The organism is Fictibacillus marinisediminis (genome assembly GCF_023149135.1).
Classification (GTDB): domain Bacteria; phylum Bacillota; class Bacilli; order Bacillales; family Fictibacillaceae; genus Fictibacillus_C; species Fictibacillus_C marinisediminis.
On record NZ_JAIWJX010000002.1, the window covers coordinates 3,183,102 to 3,203,753 of the forward strand.

Below are 20,652 nucleotides of genomic sequence, written 5' to 3' on the forward strand. Positions count from 1 at the left end.
TGGTTTATGATCAGCTGGCTTAAAAGAAGGATATTCATTTCAAATACATACACATTGCCGGATAATGTCAATCCCATAACTACCAGATCTTCAGCGGCAACTTGTCTTGAGCCCAAAACCATTTCACCTGACAAAGAAGTTGAACACTATAAAAGCAGGCTTTTGCAATTTGGGATTGATATATGCCAGATGCCGAAATGGACACCCCAAACCAAGAATAGAAGAAAAGAAGCCTTCATCATCGCCTCATACATAGCTAACGACATCGAACTGCGATCATTTTTTCTTAATAAAAAAAGTCTGCCAACCTCCCAGCTTTTAAAAAATTTTCAAAAGAAGAGCATCACTCGATATGCTCCCTATATTATCGCTACGGCTCTTATTGTGATTGAAGACTATCATTATCTTAAAGGCTATTTGCCAGAATAGGAGGCCCCTTTCGATGACTAAGGGAATTGTGGTAGAAGTAAACCGTCGCCATTTGATCGTTCTGTCAGAAGGCGGCATATTTCGTAAAGTTAAAATTTCAAATAGGCAATATTCAGTAGGCAGTGATATTTACTTACCAAACGAACTGGAAAAACAACGGACGTTCCGGCTTCCCACAATTAGCTGGAAAACAACGACAGTGTTTATGATGACCTTAATCTTGTTATTTTTCCAATTTTCTCCTTATACAGGACAAGGAGTTTACGCGTATGTAGGAATTGAAATGAATCCGAGCATCGAGCTTGAAATTGATGGTGACATGCTCGTTCAAAATATCACTGCTTATAATTCGGACGGGAAAAAGCTTCTTGCTATTCTTGAAGATTGGCAGAACCAGCCGATAGAAGAGGTTACCGAAAAAATATTCGAGATCTGCAGAGCAAAAGGCTTTATTAAACCCAATCAGGAAGTAATCGTCACGACCACGATCAATAAAGATGTTTCAAAAGAAACACAGCGAAAGATCGAACAAAAAATCAATTCTTTGATGGAAAAGAAAGCGCAGGAAAATAAAATTGACATGACTTCATTAATCATGTCAAACCAAGAACGGAAACGCGCTAAGAAAATTGGCGTTTCACCAGGGAAATATGCGATCTTCATCGCTGCAAAAGAAGCAGGAATCGAGATTACAAAAGCGGATATCAAGCAAAAAAGCATTCAGGAACTGTCAGAAGCGGTAGGACCGATCAGTGATCTTCTTTCTAAAGCACAATCTCGTGAGTATCACCATGTTTCAGTTTTTGTTCATATTGAAACAATTGCAGGACAAGCGAAAGAGAATGCCGAGCCGGTCTATGCGAATTCCATTCCCATTGCAGCTGCTCCAAACATAGTAAAAGTTCCAGTACCAGCAACGGCTGCAAGCCTTCCAGCTGCTTCATCTGGTGGAAGTTCAGATCAAAATCAGACACCTGCAGCAATCAGCACGCCAGATCCTTCTGCAGGAAATGTTTCTACACCAACTGAGCAGCAAGTAACGGCAACGGCAGCACCTGAGCCTGCCAAACCATTTGCACCTGCCGTAGAATCTTCCAAACTTACTGTTCCAGTGCCTGCTGCAAACTCTAAGCCGGATGTTATTCCTGCAGCACCTGAAAAAGAGGGAACCAAAAACACAACACCTCAAGCGGACGTACCCAAGGTGAGAAAAATTGATTTTCCTTTACCAGCAGTACCTAAAGAAACAAAAGCTGAGTTTCCTCCAGCTGCCGGTCTTCCTAAAGAAGAACCTAAAACCGAGGTTCAATGTGATAAAGGCAAAAGCAGGGGTTCTGACTCAGCCATTGACCATCAAGAGTCAGCGCAACCGAATCATGATTCTGAACCTGCCGCAGAACCTGATAAGCCTTATGCAGCATCAGGCTTATCAGGTTACAGAGCGCCAGCCCAAGAAGCAGAGCAAATAGACAATCAAAATGAGCCATCTTCTTCAGCTGAGGAAGTAACTTCTTCACCAGAGGCCGATTCTCATGAAACAGCACCTGCAATAAAGGATACAGATACCGCTGTTCAAAAAGAACCGCCTGCAGCAACGGAAACACCAGCTGCGGAACAAGATAACAGCTTAGCTCCAGCTAATCCACCAGCCGTTCAAGAAGAACCGTCTGCAGATGCTGAAACTTCAGAGCATAGCGATGAAACTCTAAATCAAGAATCAGCTGAAACGGCAGCCCCTCTCGTAACTGAGGCTGCTGCTTAAAAAAATCCTGTCTGAACATTATTGTTCAGCAGGATTTTTTTATTGCAGACGCGTAAGCCGTTTCTTTAAATATTTATTTCTGTTTTTGATAAAGGCTAGAATAAATTCCGGCTCTTCATCAAAAATGGACAAAGACCGGTGTTTATATGGGTCTTTCACGAGATGCGGACGCAAAGACTGGTGTAAAGCAAGGATTTTTTGTTCCAAAGCCCTGCAAGTAAAGGCATCGTCGAGTATCTCTTCCATGATCCTTTTATACTGGCGTTTATAAGGCTTATGAAGCAAGAGCCGTGCTGTCAGTGTGTTATAGCCTTCAATCGGTACATACTTATTTCCCATGACATCACCGTGGATGTCTCTTCCCCACGTTGCATCATAATCCCAAGGCAGGATTTCAAAGCGTTTGCTCTCTCCATTTTTATATAACGCGTAATTATGGATAAAGCCGTCAAAATTTTGTGTACAGACCGCACCTGCAAGCCACCTGAAATATTGATCGATATCCAGGAGGGGTTCAATTCGCGAAGGAAACTCTTTTTCAGATGAATTTAGAATACAATGCATAAGTTCACGGAGGCTGTTGAACGATTTGTTTGGATCAAATTTTATCTCATAACCTGCTGTTACTGATCTCTTTTCTTTTCCAGTCGTCGGATTATACTTCGAAAAGTTTGCGTTTTCAGAGATCGCATAATAAATACTTCCTGCAGGCAATCCCCGTTTCTTTAAGAATTTCTGATCAACTGACTCAAGCTGAAGATAAACTCCTTGATAAAGCCCATTAATATACAATGTAACGTGCTGTGCTTCTGGTGACAGGACCCCGATATCACGAAAAAAATCCAAAGAAAGCTTATTTCTTATGAGAGACGGGTCATTGTATTCTGCATTCAAATGAATCCTTCTTGCTCCAAAAAAGGATTGAGATTTCATAAACAAAAGATCATAGGATTTTTTTGGAAATGAGCGAATATGGGCACCTCTGTACTTAATCAGCATTTCATATGGTTTATCCCCTGCTTTAATGACACCAGCAACAGCCTCGTTTGCCCATTTCCCTTTCTGAATCCATTTTACTCCCTTAAAGGGAACAGAAATGTTGTACTCTGGTATAGCATTATTTTGCATTTCTTCATTCTCCCCATCGTTGATACTTATCTCTATGATGAAGAGAATGCATGCGCTACATTCCAAGGTTAAAATGGGGCTGGTCAATTGTACTAACGCCCAAGCACTAATAAAAAATCAACGTACACTATGTTTGAAAAGAGATTGCTAAGTTATTTTCTTTTCGCCTACCAAAGGATATAGGAGGTTCAAGCATGAGCGTATGGCGTAATGATCCGTCTGAAAGTTCAAGTGGAAGGAGCAGTAAGCGTTCTGGAAAAAAATCCAGCAAAAGGTCTGGAAAACGTTCCGGAAAACGTCCCGGGAAGCGTTCTGGGAAACGTTCTGGGAAAAGATCAAGCAAAAGATCAAGCAAGAGATCCAGCAAAAGATCAAGCAAGAGATCACACAAGAGATCACACAAGAGATCAAAGAAAAGAAGTTCATCTTCTTCCAAACACTGTTGCAAGCGCAGCTCTTCCAAAAAGCGTTCTTCTCATAAGAAGACCTGCAAACAAAGCTCGTCTTCTTTCGTTTTAGATTGCAAAAAAGTGAAGAAAAAAAAGAAGCGTTCAAGTTCCTGCCACTAAATATACTATTAATTTTAACGGATAGAGCTTTGAGCTCTATCTTTCTTTTTATCCCGGGAATAGTAGGCAAATGTTTCTTTTTCATAGAAAGAGGCGCTTGTACCAGCGCCGAATGATGCTTGTTTACATATATACATACTATGCAACAACAAAAATGAATCTAAAGTTCTGAAAGGAGAACATGAATGTCTGACTATTATATCCAATCGTTGGTTGGCAGAAGGATAAATGTTAATAAAGGGGGTCCAGAAGCCAAAGCAGGGGAATTGCTTTATAGCGGCTATAACTATGTTGTTGTAGGTACAGATAAGGATGGCGTGGTTTACTATGCGACGCGTCACTTAAAGAGCTTTGGAGAGGTAGTCCAAAGTGACAATGAAACAGGAAACGGCGATGAAAATGCCCTTCGCACATGGGATTATTTCAAACCTTCCTGCTTTTCAGCCATTTTGGATAACATGCTTGGCGAGAACATCCAGATTAACCGAGGCGGTCCTGAATCAAGACAAGGGAAACTTCTTTTAAGCACTTATGATTATATCGTCCTGTCAACTGAAAAAGAAGGGGCTGTATATTATAAGACCGAACATGTAAAAAGCGTGAGTGTCGTTCAACGGAAAGCGGACGGAGAAGGAGATACTGAATCCAGCAATGAAAGCGGTAGAAAGACCAGCAGAGCTTCTGGAAAGTCTACTGGAAAAGCAAGCGGCAGAGCTTCTGGTGGAAAAACTGGAAAAGCGAGCGGAAAACAATCTGGCAAGCAATCTGGCAAGCAACGTTGCGAGAGCAGCAGCCAATCCGCTAACACAATCGCTCCAGATCCAGAGTTTTATCAAGAGTATGGATTCAACGATCTTTTTGACCGCTTAAAACTAAGAAAAGTCAAAATCAACCGTGGCGGTCCAGATGCTATTGAAGGTATGCTAACAGAGTATGTCGGCGGCTATGTCGTTGTGTATGGTGAAAAAGAAATTCACCGCATTCTTCCTAAGCATATTAAAAGCCTCAGCTCACTGTAATTTAGCAGCTTAAGATAAAGAAAGTCAATTTGGAAATTTCCGATTGGCTTTTTTGTCTTTTATCATTTTTCGGCAGCATACTGGGCCAGCTTGGTTTTCCCTTACTTATTCTGGGACATACTTGTACTATCTTGCTCAAGGATGTGCTCCATGAAATTCGAGGATTTCTTTTTTTCATACTTGCGTCTTCCAATGCTGATTCGCTTGTTCAGCATCATCGGCTCACTGATGATTTTGTTTGGTGTTCTCATCCATTTTTTAGAGCCGAAAAATTTCCCTACTGTATTTGAGGGAATCTATTGGTCCGTCATGACAGCGGCAACTGTAGGATTTGGAGATTATGTTCCAAAGTCATTTATAGGCAGGTTTATGGCCATCCTCCTTGTTTTTTTGGGCGGTTCTTTTATCGCCTTTTTCACTGTCCACGCCGCTTCAGCTGTAATTAAAAGGCAAAATAAATACAAAGAAGGGAAATTAATGTTTAACGGAAACGGACATTTATGTATTGTCGGATGGAATGAGCGGGCTAAGCAGACCATCAGCACCCTTGCCAAAGAACCGACAAGACTCACGATTATTCTTATAGATTCATCGCTGAACGAAAATCCCTTATCGAATCAGGGTGTTCTTTTTATAAAAGGCAGCCCGGCGCAAGACCAAACATGGGAGATGGCCAACATTAAACAGGCAAAAGCTGTCCTTCTGACCGCCGACCAAAACATGAAAGAAGCAGAAGCCGACATGCACACCATTCTTTCCATTATTACGGTCAAAGGACTCAACCCTACTGTACATGTTATGGCTGAAATATTGACGCCTGAGCAGCAGAACAACAGCCTGAGAGCCGGTGCTGATGAATTAATTAATACGACATCTCTTGCCAGTGACTGTATGGCCCAGATTAGTCTTCAATCTCTTCAATCCATAAGAGAAGGGTAAGGAACATGTCCTTACCCTTCTAATCAGCCAACAATTGAGACTCTGTTTTTTCAATAAGCTTTTTGCCAATCCCAATCCATTTGTCATCGATCGACGCATCAGGGTCCTGGGGTTCTGAAAACTGATTTAAGCTTCCCGACAGATTCCCTACACTGACATTGTCATCGAGTCCAATCTGATATTTATGAGCCAGAAGAAATGGTTCTCCCAAGGTCACCATTGCCCCTTGGTCCCCGATTTCTTTTTCATAAGCGGTAAATGGAACTCTGACAAACGTATATCCGACTTCATCATCCAGTTTATAGTCAAAATATCCGTGATCATAATCCCAGTTGCCTCCAATGGTATACCCGAGTTGTTTGAGCTTGTCCTCCAGTTCATTAAAAGCAAACACTTCATTCTCAAGCTTACTTTGTAATGGAATCATGCTTATCTCCTTTAGAGTAACGGTTTACCTTTTATCATCTCCAAAAGTATAAAAAATAAAGCTCCTGTCTGGGTAACAGGAGCTTTATGGATTAAAGGCGTTTTTCCAATTCTTCTTTTTCTTTTTCAAAGCCTGGCTTGCCGAGAAGCGCAAACATGTTTTTCTTATAGGCTTCCACCCCAGGCTGATCAAACGGGTTCACTCCGAGAAGATAGCCGCTGATGGCACATGCTTTTTCAAAGAAATACACAAGGTAGCCAAAATGATATGGTGTTAATTCTGGAATAGTAACAATTAAATTCGGTACTCCGCCGTCGGTATGTGCAAGCAAAGTTCCCTGGAATGCTTTTTTGTTGACGAAGTCCATTGTTTGTCCAGCAAGGAAATTCAATTTATCAAGGTTTTGATCGTCTTCCTCAATCTTAATTTCTTCGCGTGTATTCTCTACATTCAGTACAGTCTCGAACAGATCACGGCGTCCTTCCTGAACATATTGTCCCATAGAGTGAAGGTCAGTGGAAAAGTCTACAGACGCAGGATAGATCCCCTTGTTGTCTTTGCCTTCACTTTCACCAAACAGCTGTTTCCACCATTCAGAAACATAATGTAATCCTGGCTCATAGTTCACCATCAATTCAATGGTTTTCCCTTTGTTATACAGAGCATTTCGTGCAGCTGCATACTGGTATGCTTCATTTTCAGCAAGGTTCGGATTGGAATAATCCTTGCTTGCTTCTGCTGCTCCATTCATCATTTCATCAATGTTTACTCCGCTTACTGCGATTGGAAGAAGACCTACAGCTGTTAATACAGAATAGCGTCCTCCAACGTCGTCAGGAATAACAAAGCTCTCATAGCCTTCTTCATCCGCCAGCGTTTTCAGTGCACCTTTTGCACGGTCGGTTGTTGCATATATACGTTTGCGTGCTTCTTCTTTTCCATATTTCTCTTCAAGGAACTTGCGGAAAATACGGAACGCGATTGCAGGTTCTGTTGTTGTTCCAGATTTTGAAATGACGTTCACGGAAACATCCTTGCCTTCTAGTACTTGGAACAAGTCTTTAACATAAGTAGAAGAGATGTTTTGGCCTGCAAAAATAACCTGAGGAGTTTTGCGGTCTTCTTTAGAAAGCATATTGTAGAACGAGTGATTGAGCATTTCAATTGCTGCCCTTGCTCCAAGATAAGATCCGCCGATCCCAATAACGATCAATACATCAGAATCACTTTTGATCTTTTCAGCACTTTTTTGAATACGGGCGAACTCTTCTTTATCATATGCGGTCGGAAGGTCAACCCATCCCAAAAAGTCGCTTCCCGCTCCAGTCCTATCATGGATTTGCTCGTGTGATGCTTTTACTAATGCAGATAAATTTGATACTTCTTGCTCACCTAAGAAAGGCAAAGCTTTGCTGTAATCAAAATGCAGTTTATTAGCCATGTCTTAAACTCCTCCGTTTTTTGTTCTGGTTTCTTTTACTTTAACCAAATAAAAAATGTTAATCAAGAAAACGGCCGCTTGAAAACGCTTACTCCAAGTAGTCGGAATGTTCTTACTTATTGCAAATAAAAAAGAGGGGAAGCTCCCCTCTTTTTTTATAGAGACATGCGAAGGATTTCTAAAACATCCTCTTTGTTAAGCTTTTTAAAGTTGCCAAACTCGCCATTTGCCATCGCTTTATCCGCGATCAGGTCAAGTTTGGAATCATCGATGTCATAATCAGCAAGACGGTTTGGTGCACCTAAAGATGTCCAGAAAGCAGACAGCTTGTCGATCCCTTCAAGTGCCACTTCACGATCTGATTTCCCTTCTGTATCCACGTTAAATACGCGAACAGCCAGTTGCTTCAAGCGCTCTGGCCCTTGATCAAGTACATGGCGAAGCAAGTTCGGGAACAGGATTGCCAGACCGCCGGCATGAGGAATGTCATAAACGGCTGAAACAGCATGTTCAAGGTTATGAGTAGCCCAATCGCCTTGTACACCCATTGCAATAGTTCCGTTCAATGCCATTGTCCCATTATATAGAATGGTCTCGCGAAGGTCATAATTCTCAAGATCTTCTACTAATTTTGGAGCTGCATCCATTACTGTTAATAGAATAGATTCTGCGAAACGGTCTTGAAGATGAGCATTTTCAGTATGGTTCAAGTACGTTTCTAGCACGTGCGACATCATGTCTACCATGCCATAAATCGTATGGTCTTTTGGCACAGTAAACGTATTGACCGGATCAAGAATAGAAAACTTAGGGAACACAAGCGGACTTCCCCAGCCATACTTTTCATTGGTCTCCCAGTTGGTAATAACAGAACCGGCGTTCATTTCAGAACCTGTTGCTGCAAGAGTAAGAACTGTACCGAACGGAATGGCTTCTTTAGGAGTGCTTTTTTTAGTTACAAAATCCCAAACATCTCCGTCATATTTTGCTCCTGCCGCCACAGCTTTTGTACAGTCGATAACACTTCCGCCTCCAACTGCAAGAATGAAATCAATATTGTGCTCCTTACAGATTTCCACACCTTTTTTTACCGTAGTTAATCTCGGATTCGGTTCAACTCCTGATAATTCATGAACGTCTGCACCGATCTTGTTGAGCTCGGCTACTACTTGATCATATAGACCGCTGCGTTTAATGCTTCCACCGCCATAAACAAGCAATACCTTCTTGCCAAACGGCTTCATTTCCGCAGACAGCTGGCTAAGTTGCCCTTTCCCGAACACTAAACGGGTTGGATTATAATACGTAAATGAATTCATTTATTTACCCTCCTTGATGTTCCAATACTTTCGTTAGTATTATCTATCAGGGTGAAATTAAAAGTAAAGAAATCGGCTCTAAACATTTTTAGGATGTACAATTATTAAACAAAATATTGTACAAATATTTAATTTAATTCAATGTAATGTTTATATTCGCCTTGAAGGTGGAAATGTATAATCGTAACAGAAAGAAGTCATCCTAATACTGCTATCTATCTAATCCCCTTAGGAGGTAATACCATGAATGGATTACAGCGCACTGCCTTAGCACTAGTTATTATTGGTGCCATTAACTGGGGTCTTATTGGATTCTTCCAATTTGACTTAGTGGCAGCTATCTTCGGCGGTCAGGATGCAGCTCTTTCCCGCATCGTTTACGGATTGGTTGGTTTATCCGGTTTATATTGCCTGACTCTTCTTTTTGCTCCAGCACATGAAGTTGAACGTGAGGACCGCATCGAAACAAATCGTGTTTAATGAAATTAAAAAATAAAAAAGGTTCTTCCTCATAGGAAGAACCTTTTTTTATTTACTTCTTAAGACGTTTGTTCAGTTGAGCTTGACGGTCAGTTGACTCTTTCAACCACTCTTTAAGCTTTGCTTCAAGTGTGTTGAAACCTTTGGAAGAGTCTTGAGCCGCTTGCTTCTTAGGTGCAGGACGGCGTTCCTTTTTAGGGGCTTGGGCCGGAGCTTCTTGAGTTTGACGAATGGATAAAGAGATCTTTTTAGAATCTTCGTCAACAGAAAGAATTTTAACCTGAACAACATCTCCCACTTTTAATACGTCATTAATATCTTTAACAAAGCTATGAGAAACCTCAGAGATATGAACTAATCCCTGAACTTCGTCGTTTAAAGCGACGAAAGCACCAAACGGTTTAATTCCTGTTACTTTTCCTTCAACGATGCTACCTACTTCAAAATTCATGAAAACACTCCTAACTATTTTTTAACCTATTAAGTATAACACATACAGAAAATAAAATAAAACGTATGAAACAGTATAAAACGTCCTGACCATACTCATTTTCGTGCAAATGGGGCATAAGAATGACATTTGCATCCTTCCCATACCCAATTTTGCATGAAATGGAAACTTTTTTCTGTAAAATCAGACCAGTTTTTCTGGATTTAACAAGGAATCCGCTTCTTCTACCGTAACATATCCCTTTTCCACAGCCACTTCTTTTACCGTCTTACCCGATTTATAGCTTTCTTTTGCTACCTCGGCTGCTTTTTCGTAGCCCGTTTTTGGATTTAGTGCTGTGGCAATCGCAAGGCTCTGTTCCATCAGTTCTCTGATTCTGCCTTCATTGGCCTCCAGTCCATTGATACAACGGTCGGTAAACACGCTCAACCCCGAAGACAGGATGGTGATGGAGTGAAGAAGGTTTAAGCCAATGACCGGCATCATCACGTTTATCTCAAGCTGGGAGCCGATTCCGGCAGTGGTGATGCATGTATCATTGCCGATGACCTGCGCACAGATCATGTACATGTTTTCAAGGATGACCGGATTTACTTTCCCCGGCATGATGGAAGAACCTGGCTGTACAGCGGGTAAAATGAGTTCCGAGATTCCTGTTCTCGGACCTGAACTGAGCAGGCGGAGGTCGGACGATATTTTTATAAGATGAATGGCAAGTTCCTTTAAATGGCCGCTGATCTGGATAGCTGCCCCGTTATTCTGCATAAAGCGGAAGCGGTCAGTCGGTGCTTTAAATGGAAGGCCCGATCTGTCGGCAACCTCATTGATGGCTCTTTCAGCATATTCCGGATGGGCGTTGATTCCCGTACCCACAGCATTTCCCCCAAGTCCGATCTCAAAGAGGAACGGCTCACTCTGTTTTAATGCATCATAAACTTTTTGCAGACTTTCCGCATACCCTCCAAAGGAATGGCCAAGCCGCATGGGAACCGCGTCCTGGAGGTGGGTTCTGCCTGATTTGATAATGTGGTGAAATTCGTTCTGTTTGTTTCTGAGCGCTTTAATCGTTTTTTCGAGTGCCGGGTATAAATTTTGATACAGCTCTTGTGCTGCGGCAATATTGATGGCCACATGGATCGTATCATTTGTTGACTGTGCCATGTTCACATGATCGTTCGGATGGACCTTGCTCCAGTCCCCTTTCGAACCGCCAAGAAGCTCTGAAGCCCTGCTGGCGATGACTTCATTGGCATTCATGTTCTGAGAGGTTCCTGCTCCCGCCTGATACGCATCAACGACAAATTGATCCTTCAGCCTGCCCTCCATAATCTCCTCTGCTGCCTGGATAATCGCGTTTGCCTGTTTTTCCTCAAGTTCACCGCAATCTCTATTTGCTGCAGCTGCACTCGCTTTAATAATCGCCTGCGCTTTTACAAAAGCGAACGGCAGCCTTTGCCCGCTGATCGGAAAGTTCTCGACCGCCCGCTGCGTTTGTGCTCCGTAATATGCCTCCTTGGGCACCTTTACTTCTCCGAGTGTATCCTTTGCAATCCGATATTCCGTCATGACCACATCTCCTCTCTATCGCGGTGCCAGGCACCGCAATTACACACATGTCAAAGAGCGGTGCCTGGCACCCGCTTTTTGACCCTTTATTACACATTCTCTGTATTCCCTTTTTTTCTTTTTTTTATGGTTTATCTTTTGGGGGAGCTGTCCATAATGATAAGACAGCATTCAATATTCCCCCTTTTTCTTTTGGCAGGCATGCCACCACATGCCTGTTCTTTTTTGTCCATTTCTTATTCGGGCAGATTTCCCGCGCATACACGATGCAAACAAAAAAAGCCTCCCATGTGCAGAGACCTTGTACATCAATAGTATTATTCAGAAGATGCCCGGTTCGTCCTTTTTTTATGTAAGGCGATCACCCTGGCTGGAGATTTTTTAATTTTTCGGTGTTCCGTCCGGAAGCCTGCCTTTTTTTGTTTCATGAACGTTGCTTTGGAAATGGGACGGGGACGGGACCACGAAATAGACTCCGGATTTTTCCAGGAATCATGGGTGATCAGCTCGGTTTTGTAATAATAACAATTCCCGCTTAAGTATTCTTCACATATATATAATACGGTGTGTTTGCTATGCATCCGCTTTTCGCTCCATTTTTTGATACATTATCCCCTTTTTGATCCGCTTTATTCATGGAAAGAGCCTGAAGCTTAAGATCTTCAAGCCCTTCACTTCCTTATCTAAAGAACCACCATAAAGCTCCAACGATAAGGAGAAGTATAAATATGATAATCAAGACAGCCCATATCCAGCCCCAACCAAATCCAACGCCGCCACCGCCGCCAACACCATAGCCGTAGCCATAGCCATAGTACGGATAGCCGCCACCATAAGGATATGCCATATTACAAACCTCCTTCATCTGTTGCGTCCTACACACTAATAAAATATGTAAGTCCAGGGTAAAAAGGAATAGAGGCAAATGCGGATTTTGTGCCTGTTCAAGGAAATTATTTCTTTTGTAAACGAAATAAGATTGGACAAAATAAACGAGACGTAAAGATGATGGAGGAATGCAATGGAAACGAAAACTCAGCCGCTGCTTACTCCGGCATATCGGAAAAGAATAGGCGAACTCGACCTTTATTATGAAGATTACCCACACAGGAATCCTGACGCCCAAGTTTTGATCCTGATACACGGGTTTCTTTCTTCAACCATCAGTTTTCGGAAGCTAATCCCGCATTTAGCTGAAGATTATCATGTAGTTGCCATTGATCTGCCGGGATTCGGTAAGAGCGAAAAGTCAAAAACATTTACGTATTCACTGGCAAGCTACGGCAAGCTCGTTCTATCATTCATAAAAGAAATGGGCTGGAGAGATGTCATACTGATCGGTCATTCCATGGGCGGCCAGGTGGCTCTTCATGCATCGCGGCAGGATGGAAAACTGATCAGTAAACTCGTGCTCCTCGGCTGCTGCGGTTACATCAAACGGGCGCGGTCTACCATGATCTGCTGCTCCTATCTCCCTTTTTTCTCCTGGGGATTAAAGAGATGGGTTCTAAAAAAAGATCTTCGCAATAATTTAAGCGGTGTCCTTCACAACATTGATCTCGTAACAGAAGACATGATCAAGGAATACCGGGCACAATTTTTAGAAGACGGTTTTTTTGACAGCTTGATTCGCCTGCTCCGACACCGTGAAGGAGATTTAAAACCATTTGAACTGAATACAATTGTCCATCCCATTCTGCTCATTCACGGCAATGATGATAAAGTCATCCCCCTTACTACGGGAAAAAGACTTCACAGTGATTTAAAAAATTCAAGACTCATCGTCTATAAAGATGCCGGACACCTCATTATGGAGGAAAAACCGTTAGACTTGGCAAGAGACATCAAACAATTTATCTCCAGCGAAAAAGAAGCGCTTCAGACCTCCGTCTGAGCGCTTCTCGTTTTATTCGTTGTTTTCCCTGCTTTTCATCATCTGCTGCCAGACCGAGCCTGCAGCTTCTTCCCCGCTCTGAATGCGTTCAAGCGCAATCTTTGCCTGGAGCCGGACTTCAAACTCTGGATCGTCTTCTGCGTCTTCCAATGCCGGTATGGCCGTTTCGTCCCCTACTTCAAACAAGAATCGTGCAGCGCGCCAGCGGACTAGTTTATTTTTGTCATTGAGTGCTTCACACATGGCAGGAATCGCACTCGGATTCCCAAGGTCGGATAAACAGTCTCCTGCCGTTCGGCGAACCGCGACATTTTTATCTTTTAACCCGGCATAAAGCAGCGGAAGAACCGCTTCATCTTCAATCATGCCAAGATAAACGACAGCCAGGCGCCGGATCGAAGGCTTCGGATCCTTCAAAGCCTGCTTTAACACCATAATATCGTTGACCGTCGGGTTCATGCGTTCTAAAGCCGCATAACGGGTCTGCCAATCTTCATCCTGCATCTTTTCGGCAACTTCAGTTGTAGATACTTCTTCTTTCGGCGCTTCTTTCCCGGATTCGATGGAGAAAGCCTGCTTCACAAGCTTTTGAATCCGTTCTTCATCATAAGCGGCGGAGATTTCCTCGACAACTTCTTGTCCGATCTGTTCAAATGTTCCGTAACGAACACCCTGCTCTTCCCATTTCCGTTCCATGACCAGGTTATCTGATGCTTTTTGAGCTTCGAGTGCCGCATTCATAAACCGCTCTGGAAGGCCTGCGCGCCGTTCTTCATTTTCGGTTTTCAGTTTTACCTGCATCGGCAAGCCTCTGAACATTTGAATGAAAACTGTAATTTCCAGGTATTCGTCATCCTTTTTCTCCTGTCCGGCCGCTTCAGAGGGCTGGTCGTCCGAATCCCCGAATACTTCACGGACGCCTGCCAATACATCTTCCCAATCTGCTCTTGGATGACGGTCAAGTGCAATAAAATCTGCCACATGGTAAACGCTTTTCACGCCCTCCACCTTAAAGATTTCTTTAATATAGTCAGGTGCATCATCAAGGTTTTCCCTCGTGTAGTTGTAGCGCTCGTTACCCGGCAGCGCTTCGTCCATATTAATTTTCATGGAGTTCGGACTTGGTGTCGGTTCAATCCCTTTAATTTTCAATACACTCACCCCTTATATCAGATCGTGTTCTTTTATATACGAAAGCATTTTCTCTTTCTCCCGGTCGGTAAACTTGTATTCACAGTCAACCCCTTCGTCATGAACAATAAAATCCTGTACCTCGCCCTCACGATCGAACACAACGAGTGCACTCGGATCATATAGATCACCAGGGAGTTTCGTCTCCGCTGACAAATCAAAATTCAGGTACACATTGATCCAATGCTCACCCTTCATTACTTCCGGATAAAAAGCGGTAAAATCCGCTTCAAAATAATTTTGAAATCCATACTTATACATAATGTTCCCCCGTATTGGCTCTAGCTTCTTTTTTATTATAAACAATCGGAGGAAAGGAAACAAAGATGGCGGTTTCTTTGGTGTTCGAGTTGACATAATTAGGTTTTGGCGGGTATTTAGGAGAATTTGGCGGGTAAACTCTCTGTTTTGGCGGGTATTTTTTTATTTTGGCGGGTAATTGCTTCATTCCGGCTTGTAAATGAATTCCGAGTCCTCGATCTGAATTGAAAAAACGTAAAAAGAGACGATTTCAGCCCGAAAATCATTCGGCTCAACCATCATCTCTTCATTCACATTATATTTCTCTCAATACCGCGCGCACAGGACTGCCATCCGCATCCTTTAACGGCAGCGGCAGCGCGATCAGCTCATATTCTCCTGGCTCCACATCATCAAGGACGATACCTTCCAGGATATTAATGCCGTTTTGAAGCAAGGCATGGTGTGCAGGAAGCGCTTTGCTGTCGAGGACATCTACAGACGGCACATCAACTCCGATAAGCCTCACACCTTTTTCTGATAAAAAAGCAGCCAGCTCTTCATCTAGATAGGTGATCTTTTCCGGAAACACGGTTCTGTCCTGCCAAGAGCCTGTTTTCAGCAGCACACGCTCCGCTCCATCCAGCGGTTGATCTGCCAAATCCTCTGGAGCGATGACCTCTTTGCCCGTAACATCTACCACTATTGCTCTGCCGGCATAGAGCTCAAGATCCAGCTCCAGTACCCGTTTTCCTTCACTATCAAAGTGATACGGCGCATCAATATGGGTGCCGGTGTGCGTGCTCATTTCCACTTTACCGACATTCACGGATCCTGATTCTGCTTTCGTCCAGGCTAAATCAAACGAGTACGGGGTGTCCCCCGGCCAGGTCGGAACGGACGAGGTCAAAGGCATGGAGATATCGATCAGTTTTCCAGCCATTACGCAATCACCTCTCTTACGTTTGAAAACTTTTCATACTGCTTCTCACCCATGATTTTTTTTAGCCGCTGAACCGCTTCATGTACATCTTCAAAAGAGGTATAAAGTGCAACAGGAGCAAGGCGGATCACATTCGGTGCACGAAAATCCGGCACGATGCCGTTCTCTTTTAAACTTTTGCAGATTCTCGCTGCTTCATCATGCTCCAGGCAAACATGGCCACCGCGACGTATATCATCCCTCGGATTTCCGATCGTAAATCCAAAGCCAGCAAGTTCGGTCTCAATCAGCTCCATCATATAGCGTGTCAGATTAAGAGATTTTTCTCTTAGCCGGTCCATTCCCGCTTCCTCAAAAATTTCAAGCGAACCGATTAATGGGGCCGTGCTTAACACGTGCGGAGTGCCGATCTGAAAGGCTCCCGCAGTATCTGCCGCCACGAAGTCATGATTCATGTCAAACTGTTTATCTTTATTGGAACCGAACCAGCCTGCTAGTCCAGGCTCTTTTCCAAAATGTTTCGCATTAATATAGAGTCCCGCAACACTGCCCGGTCCCGCGTTCAAATATTTATAGTTGCACCAGAAAGCAAAGTCAACATTCCATTCCGAAAGTTGATGAGGCACTGCCCCAATGGAATGGCATAAATCAAAACCGATCAATATTCCGCGCTTGTGGGCCTCATCCGTTAAGCGTTTCATATCGAGCAGCTGCCCGCTTCGGTAGAGCACGGAGGGCAGCACAATAAGAGCTGCTTCATCCGTCATGGCCTTGATGATGTCTTCTTCCTCAATCATCCTGCCATCACGGCTTTTCACTCTGATCAGATGCTGGCCAGGGTCCAAGCTTCTTAAAGCCAGCTGGCTTTTCAGTGCATAAATATCTGAGGGAAAGGTCAGCTCATCGGCTAAAATTTTCGTTTTTGATCCTGAAGGTTTAAAAAAAGTGGATGTGAGCTGATGGAGGTTTCCAGTGGTGGATCCAGTAATAATGACTTCCTCCGGGTTTGCTCCAATTAGTGGCGACAATTTCTTCCCTAGTTCCTCGCTAAGTGTATACCATGGATGCTTTCCGTCCATCCAGCCGTCAATACCGCATTCCTTCCAATCATTTAGCGACTCCAACAGTGATTTCTCAGCTCTTTTCGACAAAAGCCCCAGCGAATTGCCGTCCAAATACAACACGCCTTCTTTTAAATAGAATTCGTTCTTAAAGTTTTTCAGAAAATCTTTTTCGTCCAGTTCTTTCCATTTCCCTAATTCCATCACTCATTCGCCCCTTTTTTGCTCTCTCTGTTTATCTTAAACAATTCAAGGGAAAGCATCAATGAAAACGCTTACTTTACAATAATATTACAATTATGTAACGGCCAAATTACGACAGATTCCTAAAGAATAAGATACTATAATAAAATTGTGTATTAAGCACTAGTAATTGGTTAAAATTGTATGAATTAAGTGACTGTCGGGAATGCCACCCTCCAGTTAAAGGGCAAACATCGCTGAAAAGCATGGACGCAAAATCACAGGTCTAAGGTGACTTACTATGATGGCTGGATTACCTGGAAAACCACCAATTTCAGGAGGGAAACATGGAAACCGTAAAAAAAACAGAGCTTGATCGTGAATGGGTAGCCTTACTATTACAAGCCAAAAAGCAAGGTTTAAGCATGGAGGAAGTTCGTAGCTATCTTCAAAAAACGTACATACCATCAAATGAGCGAATATTTAAAGCGACATCAATGTGATGTCGCTTTTGGTCTATTTACAGCCTATCGTCCCTAAATGTATAATAGAAGCAAAAATTGTAGTAAAAAAGAGGGATTAACGTGATTGGTGAACTTGTAAAAAAATATCGCAAAGAAAAAGGTCTATCTCTATCCTCACTAGCAGAACGAGCAGGTATCGCCAAATCCTATCTCAGCTCCCTTGAGCGAAATATACAAACAAATCCTTCTGTACAGCTGCTTGAAAAGCTGGCAGCTGTCCTGGATATTCCTGTTGAAAAATTGCTGAATGAAAAAGCTGAGATCAATGAGGCGGAGCTGGATTATGAATGGGCAGAGCTCGTAAAAGAAGCTATGGAGTCTGGTGTCAGCAAAGACCAGTTTAAAGAATTTCTTGAATTCAACAAATGGAAAAATAAAAATCAAAGCTAAACCGGCACCCTTTAGCGGCGCCGGTTTTTTTCATACTGAGATATCGATGATCGGAACAAGTTCTTTAAATTGATAATGTCCGATATAGGCAGTGGATAGAGGTTCTCTCTTCTCCCACTTCAGAATTTGTTTTTTTACATAATCAAATGGGGCTCTTCCTCTTAGCTCATCATTAATAAAAATTTCACAGATGTTGCGGCCCATGTACACGACCTTTACTTTATTCCCCGCTACTTCACATAAATAGACTCCATTGCCAAGGCGGATCATTTCGCTTCATCATCCTTTGTCTGCTGTTTCCAGCTTTCATACCGTATAAACGTTCGGATTTCCTCCTGATTAATTCCCATTTCCTTTGCCTGAATGACGAGTTCCATCCACTCCTGGTCCAATATATCTGCTTCTAGATTAATGACCTTTTCCACAGGCACCTCCAGGGCTTTCGCCAGCTTTTTAATCATATGTGCGGACGGGTTATTTTTATGATTTTCTATGCTGCTCAAGTATCCTTTAGAGATTCCAGCCATCTCAGCAAGCCTTGTCACACTGAGGCCTTTCTCCATCCGGATCCTCTTAATCTGTGTTCCTAATTTCCTCACGATCACCGACTTCCTTTGCTGGTTAACAACCTTTCCTCAATTAACTTGGCCTTCACAATATACCGGTGTGTCGGATGTTTGAACGGGTGACAGGTAATTAACGTGATGATATTTTCATTTTTACTGCTATGTAAGACTGATAGGTCTGCTGGTTTGACGATTTTTTTGGCGATCATCCGGTAGATCAGCTTTTCTTTTTTGGTTTCAATCGTGATAAGGTCTCCGGTTTTCACTTCTGTCAGCCGATTGAATTGCTTGCCGTACGTATAGCTTCGGTGGGCTGCGATCGCTGCATTTCCTTCTTTACCAATCGGCGAAGTGCCGGAAACGTGTCCAGCTGCAACCTTCAGGTTGGACAGGCTGGCACCTTCTACAATCGGCAAGCGGAGATGGATCCGCTTGATCTCAAGAGTTCCGAGCATACTGTTCGGTAAAGGATCTTTCCTGACCGGTTTGGTTTCATTTTTCGTTTCAGTAAGAACAGGACCCAGCTTTTTATAGCTGCTGACTGCCTGTTTGGTTGGCGGGTGATCCCATGATTGAAGTAAGTGGTTTTCCTTGTTCGTATAATAGTAGTTTATTAGTTTTGGGTAACACATCGTTATGATGCCTGTGAGTATAAGTAGATATGCGATCCACTTCATCACTCAGTCCTTTTGAAAAGGATTGGGAATGATGGAGTTCTTCATGAGGAGCAAAATAAGACCGGATGAAAAGATAAAGAATCCTAGAATGATAGTTGGATAAGGACTGGTTTCACCCGTTTTCGGTAAAGTAGATATGTCTGGGTTGTTTGATGGCGGATCAGTATGTTTTGACGGCGGTGTATTGTTGTCTGTTGTGGTATCATCTTGATCGGTTGGTGGACTCGTATCAGAATCACCTGTTAACAAGACAAGTTCAAATTCTGTTTTCAGCCCCTGAAATTCATTGCCGGATTCCCAGGGAAATGAGATGGTTGCAGTCAATTCTTCTTCTGAATGAGAGTCCAGTTTACGCGGTGCAAGCTTTTGAAACTGGCTCAGCTGTCCATCAAATAGTATTTTGGATTTGTCTTGGATTTTTATATGAAACTTGTTAAATAATCTTTTCGAACCGCTTTTAAAATGAGATTTAGAGCTATACGTAAAAGGAGCGTCCCCTTTATTTTTCACAACTAATGTTCGAGTGGCCCAGTCTCCCGGTTTCATATTGTTAACGTTGAAGAATTCTTCGGTGGGAGAGACGGCGAGGTCGATTTTAGCGGGTACGCTTGAAGCACCGGTGCTGCCTGATGGATAAAAAGTAACGAGTGTCAGCAAAATAATGCAATAAATAGAAACTAGCTTAAATGCAGTTGATTTATGGCTCATTATTTTTCCCCCGCACTAGGCATTAATTGATGCGTTCAACCTTCTTGAATGTATTTATAAAAAGAAAGGTGGGGATATCCCCACCTCCCATTGAAAAAGTTACCTTTCAACACCTGCGCCTTGTTTGCCTTCAAAAGTCCATTTAAGTTCTAGTTTATCACCTTGGAATTTATTTTGGTCTTGGCCGTTGTCTACAAATTCATATTGAACGTAAAGAGTATCGGATGTCCCTGCTGCAAGTTTTCCGCCTCTTTCATCTAACCAAGGGATGAATACTTGGTTTTCAATAGCATCTGGTGTCATATTTTTTAGTTGATCCAATGTAGTGTAGAAAATAACTCCATCAGTCTTATCCGCGTTTACTAAGAAATTAACACGGATATGTTTACCAAAATCTTCACCGGCATTATTACCGTTAGCATCAGTTACTGTATAAGAAGTTTTCAAGAGAACCTTTGCAATATCTAGATTCCCATCATTCTTAAGTTGGAACGAACGTGTCATCCAATCACCTGGTTTAATTTTGTCAACATTAATGATAGTAGTAGGAGCGGCGTTTAAGTCTAAAGTACCAGCTGCAAATGTTGCATTTGTATCTACGCTGTCACTAAAGTACGCATAAGTCCCCCCACCTACTAAAGACAATCCTAATGCTGCTGAAGCTACCCCTAGACCTAATTTCTTTTTCAAACTCATTTTAATTTTCCTCCCTATCCCCATTTCAATGGGTATGTAGTTTTTTATA

Annotated in this window: 26 protein-coding genes and 1 riboswitch; of the genes, 8 read left to right on the top strand and 18 right to left on the bottom strand. The window is 42.7% G+C overall.

All coding sequences use genetic code 11. The annotated features are described in order from the left end of the window. Positions 1 to 6: 6 nt before the first annotated feature. Positions 7 to 429 carry a hypothetical protein gene (locus LCY76_RS16935; RefSeq protein ID WP_248253598.1) on the top strand — a complete coding sequence of 141 codons (423 nt, stop codon included), beginning with the start codon at positions 7 to 9 and terminating at the stop codon, positions 427 to 429. Positions 430 to 442: 13 nt separating this feature from the next. After that, positions 443 to 2,191 carry an anti-sigma-I factor RsgI family protein gene (locus LCY76_RS16940; protein WP_248253599.1) on the top strand — a complete coding sequence of 583 codons (1,749 nt, stop codon included), beginning with the start codon at positions 443 to 445 and terminating at the stop codon, positions 2,189 to 2,191. A gap of 39 nt (positions 2,192 to 2,230) precedes the next feature. Here LCY76_RS16940 and LCY76_RS16945 read toward each other — a convergent pair whose 3' ends face one another. Continuing rightward, positions 2,231 to 3,319, bottom strand: a complete 1,089-nt coding sequence (locus tag LCY76_RS16945; protein WP_248253600.1) for a CotH kinase family protein — start codon at positions 3,317 to 3,319, stop codon at positions 2,231 to 2,233. Positions 3,320 to 3,446: 127 nt separating this feature from the next. Continuing rightward, positions 3,447 to 3,782 carry a hypothetical protein gene (locus tag LCY76_RS16950; protein WP_248253601.1) on the bottom strand — a complete coding sequence of 112 codons (336 nt, stop codon included), beginning with the start codon at positions 3,780 to 3,782 and terminating at the stop codon, positions 3,447 to 3,449. Positions 3,783 to 4,073: 291 nt separating this feature from the next. On the opposite strand from LCY76_RS16950, the gene LCY76_RS16955 reads away from it, so the two are divergent. Then, positions 4,074 to 4,907 (top strand): hypothetical protein, encoded by an 834-nt coding sequence (locus LCY76_RS16955; protein ID WP_248253602.1) that lies wholly within the window; start codon positions 4,074 to 4,076, stop codon positions 4,905 to 4,907. A gap of 150 nt (positions 4,908 to 5,057) precedes the next feature. Continuing rightward, positions 5,058 to 5,846 (top strand): potassium channel family protein, encoded by a 789-nt coding sequence (locus LCY76_RS16960; protein ID WP_248253603.1) that lies wholly within the window; start codon positions 5,058 to 5,060, stop codon positions 5,844 to 5,846. A 19-nt stretch (positions 5,847 to 5,865) separates the two neighbouring features. Here LCY76_RS16960 and LCY76_RS16965 read toward each other — a convergent pair whose 3' ends face one another. The 3 genes from LCY76_RS16965 to LCY76_RS16975 all read right to left on the bottom strand — a co-directional run bounded on the left by LCY76_RS16965 (position 5,866) and on the right by LCY76_RS16975 (position 9,033). Continuing rightward, positions 5,866 to 6,273, bottom strand: a complete 408-nt coding sequence (locus LCY76_RS16965; RefSeq protein WP_053357357.1) for a YugN-like family protein — start codon at positions 6,271 to 6,273, stop codon at positions 5,866 to 5,868. Positions 6,274 to 6,364: 91 nt separating this feature from the next. Continuing rightward, a complete protein-coding gene (locus LCY76_RS16970) occupies positions 6,365 to 7,714 on the bottom strand; it encodes a glucose-6-phosphate isomerase (protein WP_053357356.1) in 1,350 nt (449 codons plus the stop codon). Between the two features lie 155 nt (positions 7,715 to 7,869). Beyond that, entirely contained in the window at positions 7,870 to 9,033 is a 1,164-nt protein-coding gene (locus tag LCY76_RS16975) for an iron-containing alcohol dehydrogenase (protein ID WP_248253604.1), read from the bottom strand. 243 nt (positions 9,034 to 9,276) lie between these two features. On the opposite strand from LCY76_RS16975, the gene LCY76_RS16980 reads away from it, so the two are divergent. Beyond that, positions 9,277 to 9,513 carry a DUF378 domain-containing protein gene (locus LCY76_RS16980; protein ID WP_062233296.1) on the top strand — a complete coding sequence of 79 codons (237 nt, stop codon included), beginning with the start codon at positions 9,277 to 9,279 and terminating at the stop codon, positions 9,511 to 9,513. Between the two features lie 52 nt (positions 9,514 to 9,565). On the opposite strand, the gene yugI is transcribed toward LCY76_RS16980, so the two are convergent. From yugI to LCY76_RS17000, 4 genes are all read right to left on the bottom strand, one after another. Then, positions 9,566 to 9,964: a S1 domain-containing post-transcriptional regulator GSP13 gene (yugI, locus tag LCY76_RS16985; RefSeq protein ID WP_053357353.1), complete on the bottom strand. Its 399-nt coding sequence runs from the start codon at positions 9,962 to 9,964 to the stop codon at positions 9,566 to 9,568. Between the two features lie 183 nt (positions 9,965 to 10,147). Continuing rightward, entirely contained in the window at positions 10,148 to 11,530 is a 1,383-nt protein-coding gene (locus LCY76_RS16990) for a class II fumarate hydratase (RefSeq protein ID WP_248253605.1), read from the bottom strand. A 317-nt stretch (positions 11,531 to 11,847) separates the two neighbouring features. Beyond that, complete coding sequence (locus LCY76_RS16995; RefSeq protein WP_053357350.1) at positions 11,848 to 12,111, bottom strand: hypothetical protein; 264 nt, start codon at positions 12,109 to 12,111, stop codon at positions 11,848 to 11,850. Between the two features lie 98 nt (positions 12,112 to 12,209). Continuing rightward, positions 12,210 to 12,377 (bottom strand): sporulation protein YjcZ, encoded by a 168-nt coding sequence (locus tag LCY76_RS17000; RefSeq protein WP_248253606.1) that lies wholly within the window; start codon positions 12,375 to 12,377, stop codon positions 12,210 to 12,212. 174 nt (positions 12,378 to 12,551) lie between these two features. Here LCY76_RS17000 and LCY76_RS17005 point away from each other — a divergent pair, with 174 nt between their 5' ends. Beyond that, a complete protein-coding gene (locus LCY76_RS17005; protein ID WP_248253607.1) occupies positions 12,552 to 13,424 on the top strand; it encodes an alpha/beta fold hydrolase in 873 nt (290 codons plus the stop codon). A 12-nt stretch (positions 13,425 to 13,436) separates the two neighbouring features. On the opposite strand, the gene LCY76_RS17010 is transcribed toward LCY76_RS17005, so the two are convergent. The 4 genes from LCY76_RS17010 to kynU form a co-directional block, all read right to left on the bottom strand. Continuing rightward, complete coding sequence (locus LCY76_RS17010) at positions 13,437 to 14,576, bottom strand: conserved virulence factor C family protein (RefSeq protein ID WP_248253608.1); 1,140 nt, start codon at positions 14,574 to 14,576, stop codon at positions 13,437 to 13,439. A 12-nt stretch (positions 14,577 to 14,588) separates the two neighbouring features. Beyond that, entirely contained in the window at positions 14,589 to 14,876 is a 288-nt protein-coding gene (locus tag LCY76_RS17015) for a hypothetical protein (protein WP_248253609.1), read from the bottom strand. 295 nt (positions 14,877 to 15,171) lie between these two features. After that, positions 15,172 to 15,798 (bottom strand): arylformamidase, encoded by a 627-nt coding sequence (kynB, locus tag LCY76_RS17020; RefSeq protein ID WP_248253610.1) that lies wholly within the window; start codon positions 15,796 to 15,798, stop codon positions 15,172 to 15,174. Beyond that, on the bottom strand, positions 15,798 to 17,063 hold the full coding sequence (gene kynU / locus LCY76_RS17025; RefSeq protein ID WP_248253611.1) for a kynureninase: 1,266 nt from the start codon (positions 17,061 to 17,063) through the stop codon (positions 15,798 to 15,800). Before kynU ends, kynB begins: the two co-directional genes overlap by 1 nt. A 215-nt stretch (positions 17,064 to 17,278) precedes the next feature. Then, a riboswitch (cyclic di-GMP riboswitch) is annotated at positions 17,279 to 17,363 on the top strand. Positions 17,364 to 17,389: 26 nt separating this feature from the next. On the opposite strand from kynU, the gene LCY76_RS17030 reads away from it, so the two are divergent. Beyond that, on the top strand, positions 17,390 to 17,545 hold the full coding sequence (locus LCY76_RS17030; RefSeq protein WP_248253612.1) for an anti-repressor SinI family protein: 156 nt from the start codon (positions 17,390 to 17,392) through the stop codon (positions 17,543 to 17,545). A gap of 81 nt (positions 17,546 to 17,626) precedes the next feature. After that, complete coding sequence (locus LCY76_RS17035; RefSeq protein ID WP_248253613.1) at positions 17,627 to 17,956, top strand: helix-turn-helix domain-containing protein; 330 nt, start codon at positions 17,627 to 17,629, stop codon at positions 17,954 to 17,956. A 30-nt stretch (positions 17,957 to 17,986) separates the two neighbouring features. On the opposite strand, the gene LCY76_RS17040 is transcribed toward LCY76_RS17035, so the two are convergent. From LCY76_RS17040 to LCY76_RS17060, 5 genes are all read right to left on the bottom strand, one after another. Continuing rightward, the gene (locus LCY76_RS17040; RefSeq protein ID WP_248253614.1) at positions 17,987 to 18,226 is read right to left on the bottom strand and encodes a hypothetical protein; all 240 of its coding nucleotides are present in this window, start codon (positions 18,224 to 18,226) and stop codon (positions 17,987 to 17,989) included. Further along, complete coding sequence (locus tag LCY76_RS24055) at positions 18,223 to 18,555, bottom strand: helix-turn-helix domain-containing protein (RefSeq protein WP_248253615.1); 333 nt, start codon at positions 18,553 to 18,555, stop codon at positions 18,223 to 18,225. The genes LCY76_RS17040 and LCY76_RS24055 overlap by 4 nt, the downstream gene beginning before the upstream one ends. Positions 18,556 to 18,557: 2 nt before the next feature. Further along, positions 18,558 to 19,199, bottom strand: a complete 642-nt coding sequence (locus tag LCY76_RS17050; RefSeq protein WP_248253616.1) for a class D sortase — start codon at positions 19,197 to 19,199, stop codon at positions 18,558 to 18,560. A 3-nt stretch (positions 19,200 to 19,202) separates the two neighbouring features. Then, on the bottom strand, positions 19,203 to 19,907 hold the full coding sequence (locus LCY76_RS17055) for an LPXTG cell wall anchor domain-containing protein (protein WP_248253617.1): 705 nt from the start codon (positions 19,905 to 19,907) through the stop codon (positions 19,203 to 19,205). Positions 19,908 to 20,006: 99 nt separating this feature from the next. Continuing rightward, a complete protein-coding gene (locus LCY76_RS17060) occupies positions 20,007 to 20,603 on the bottom strand; it encodes a CalY family protein (protein ID WP_248253618.1) in 597 nt (198 codons plus the stop codon). Between the last annotated feature and the right edge of the window lie 49 nt (positions 20,604 to 20,652).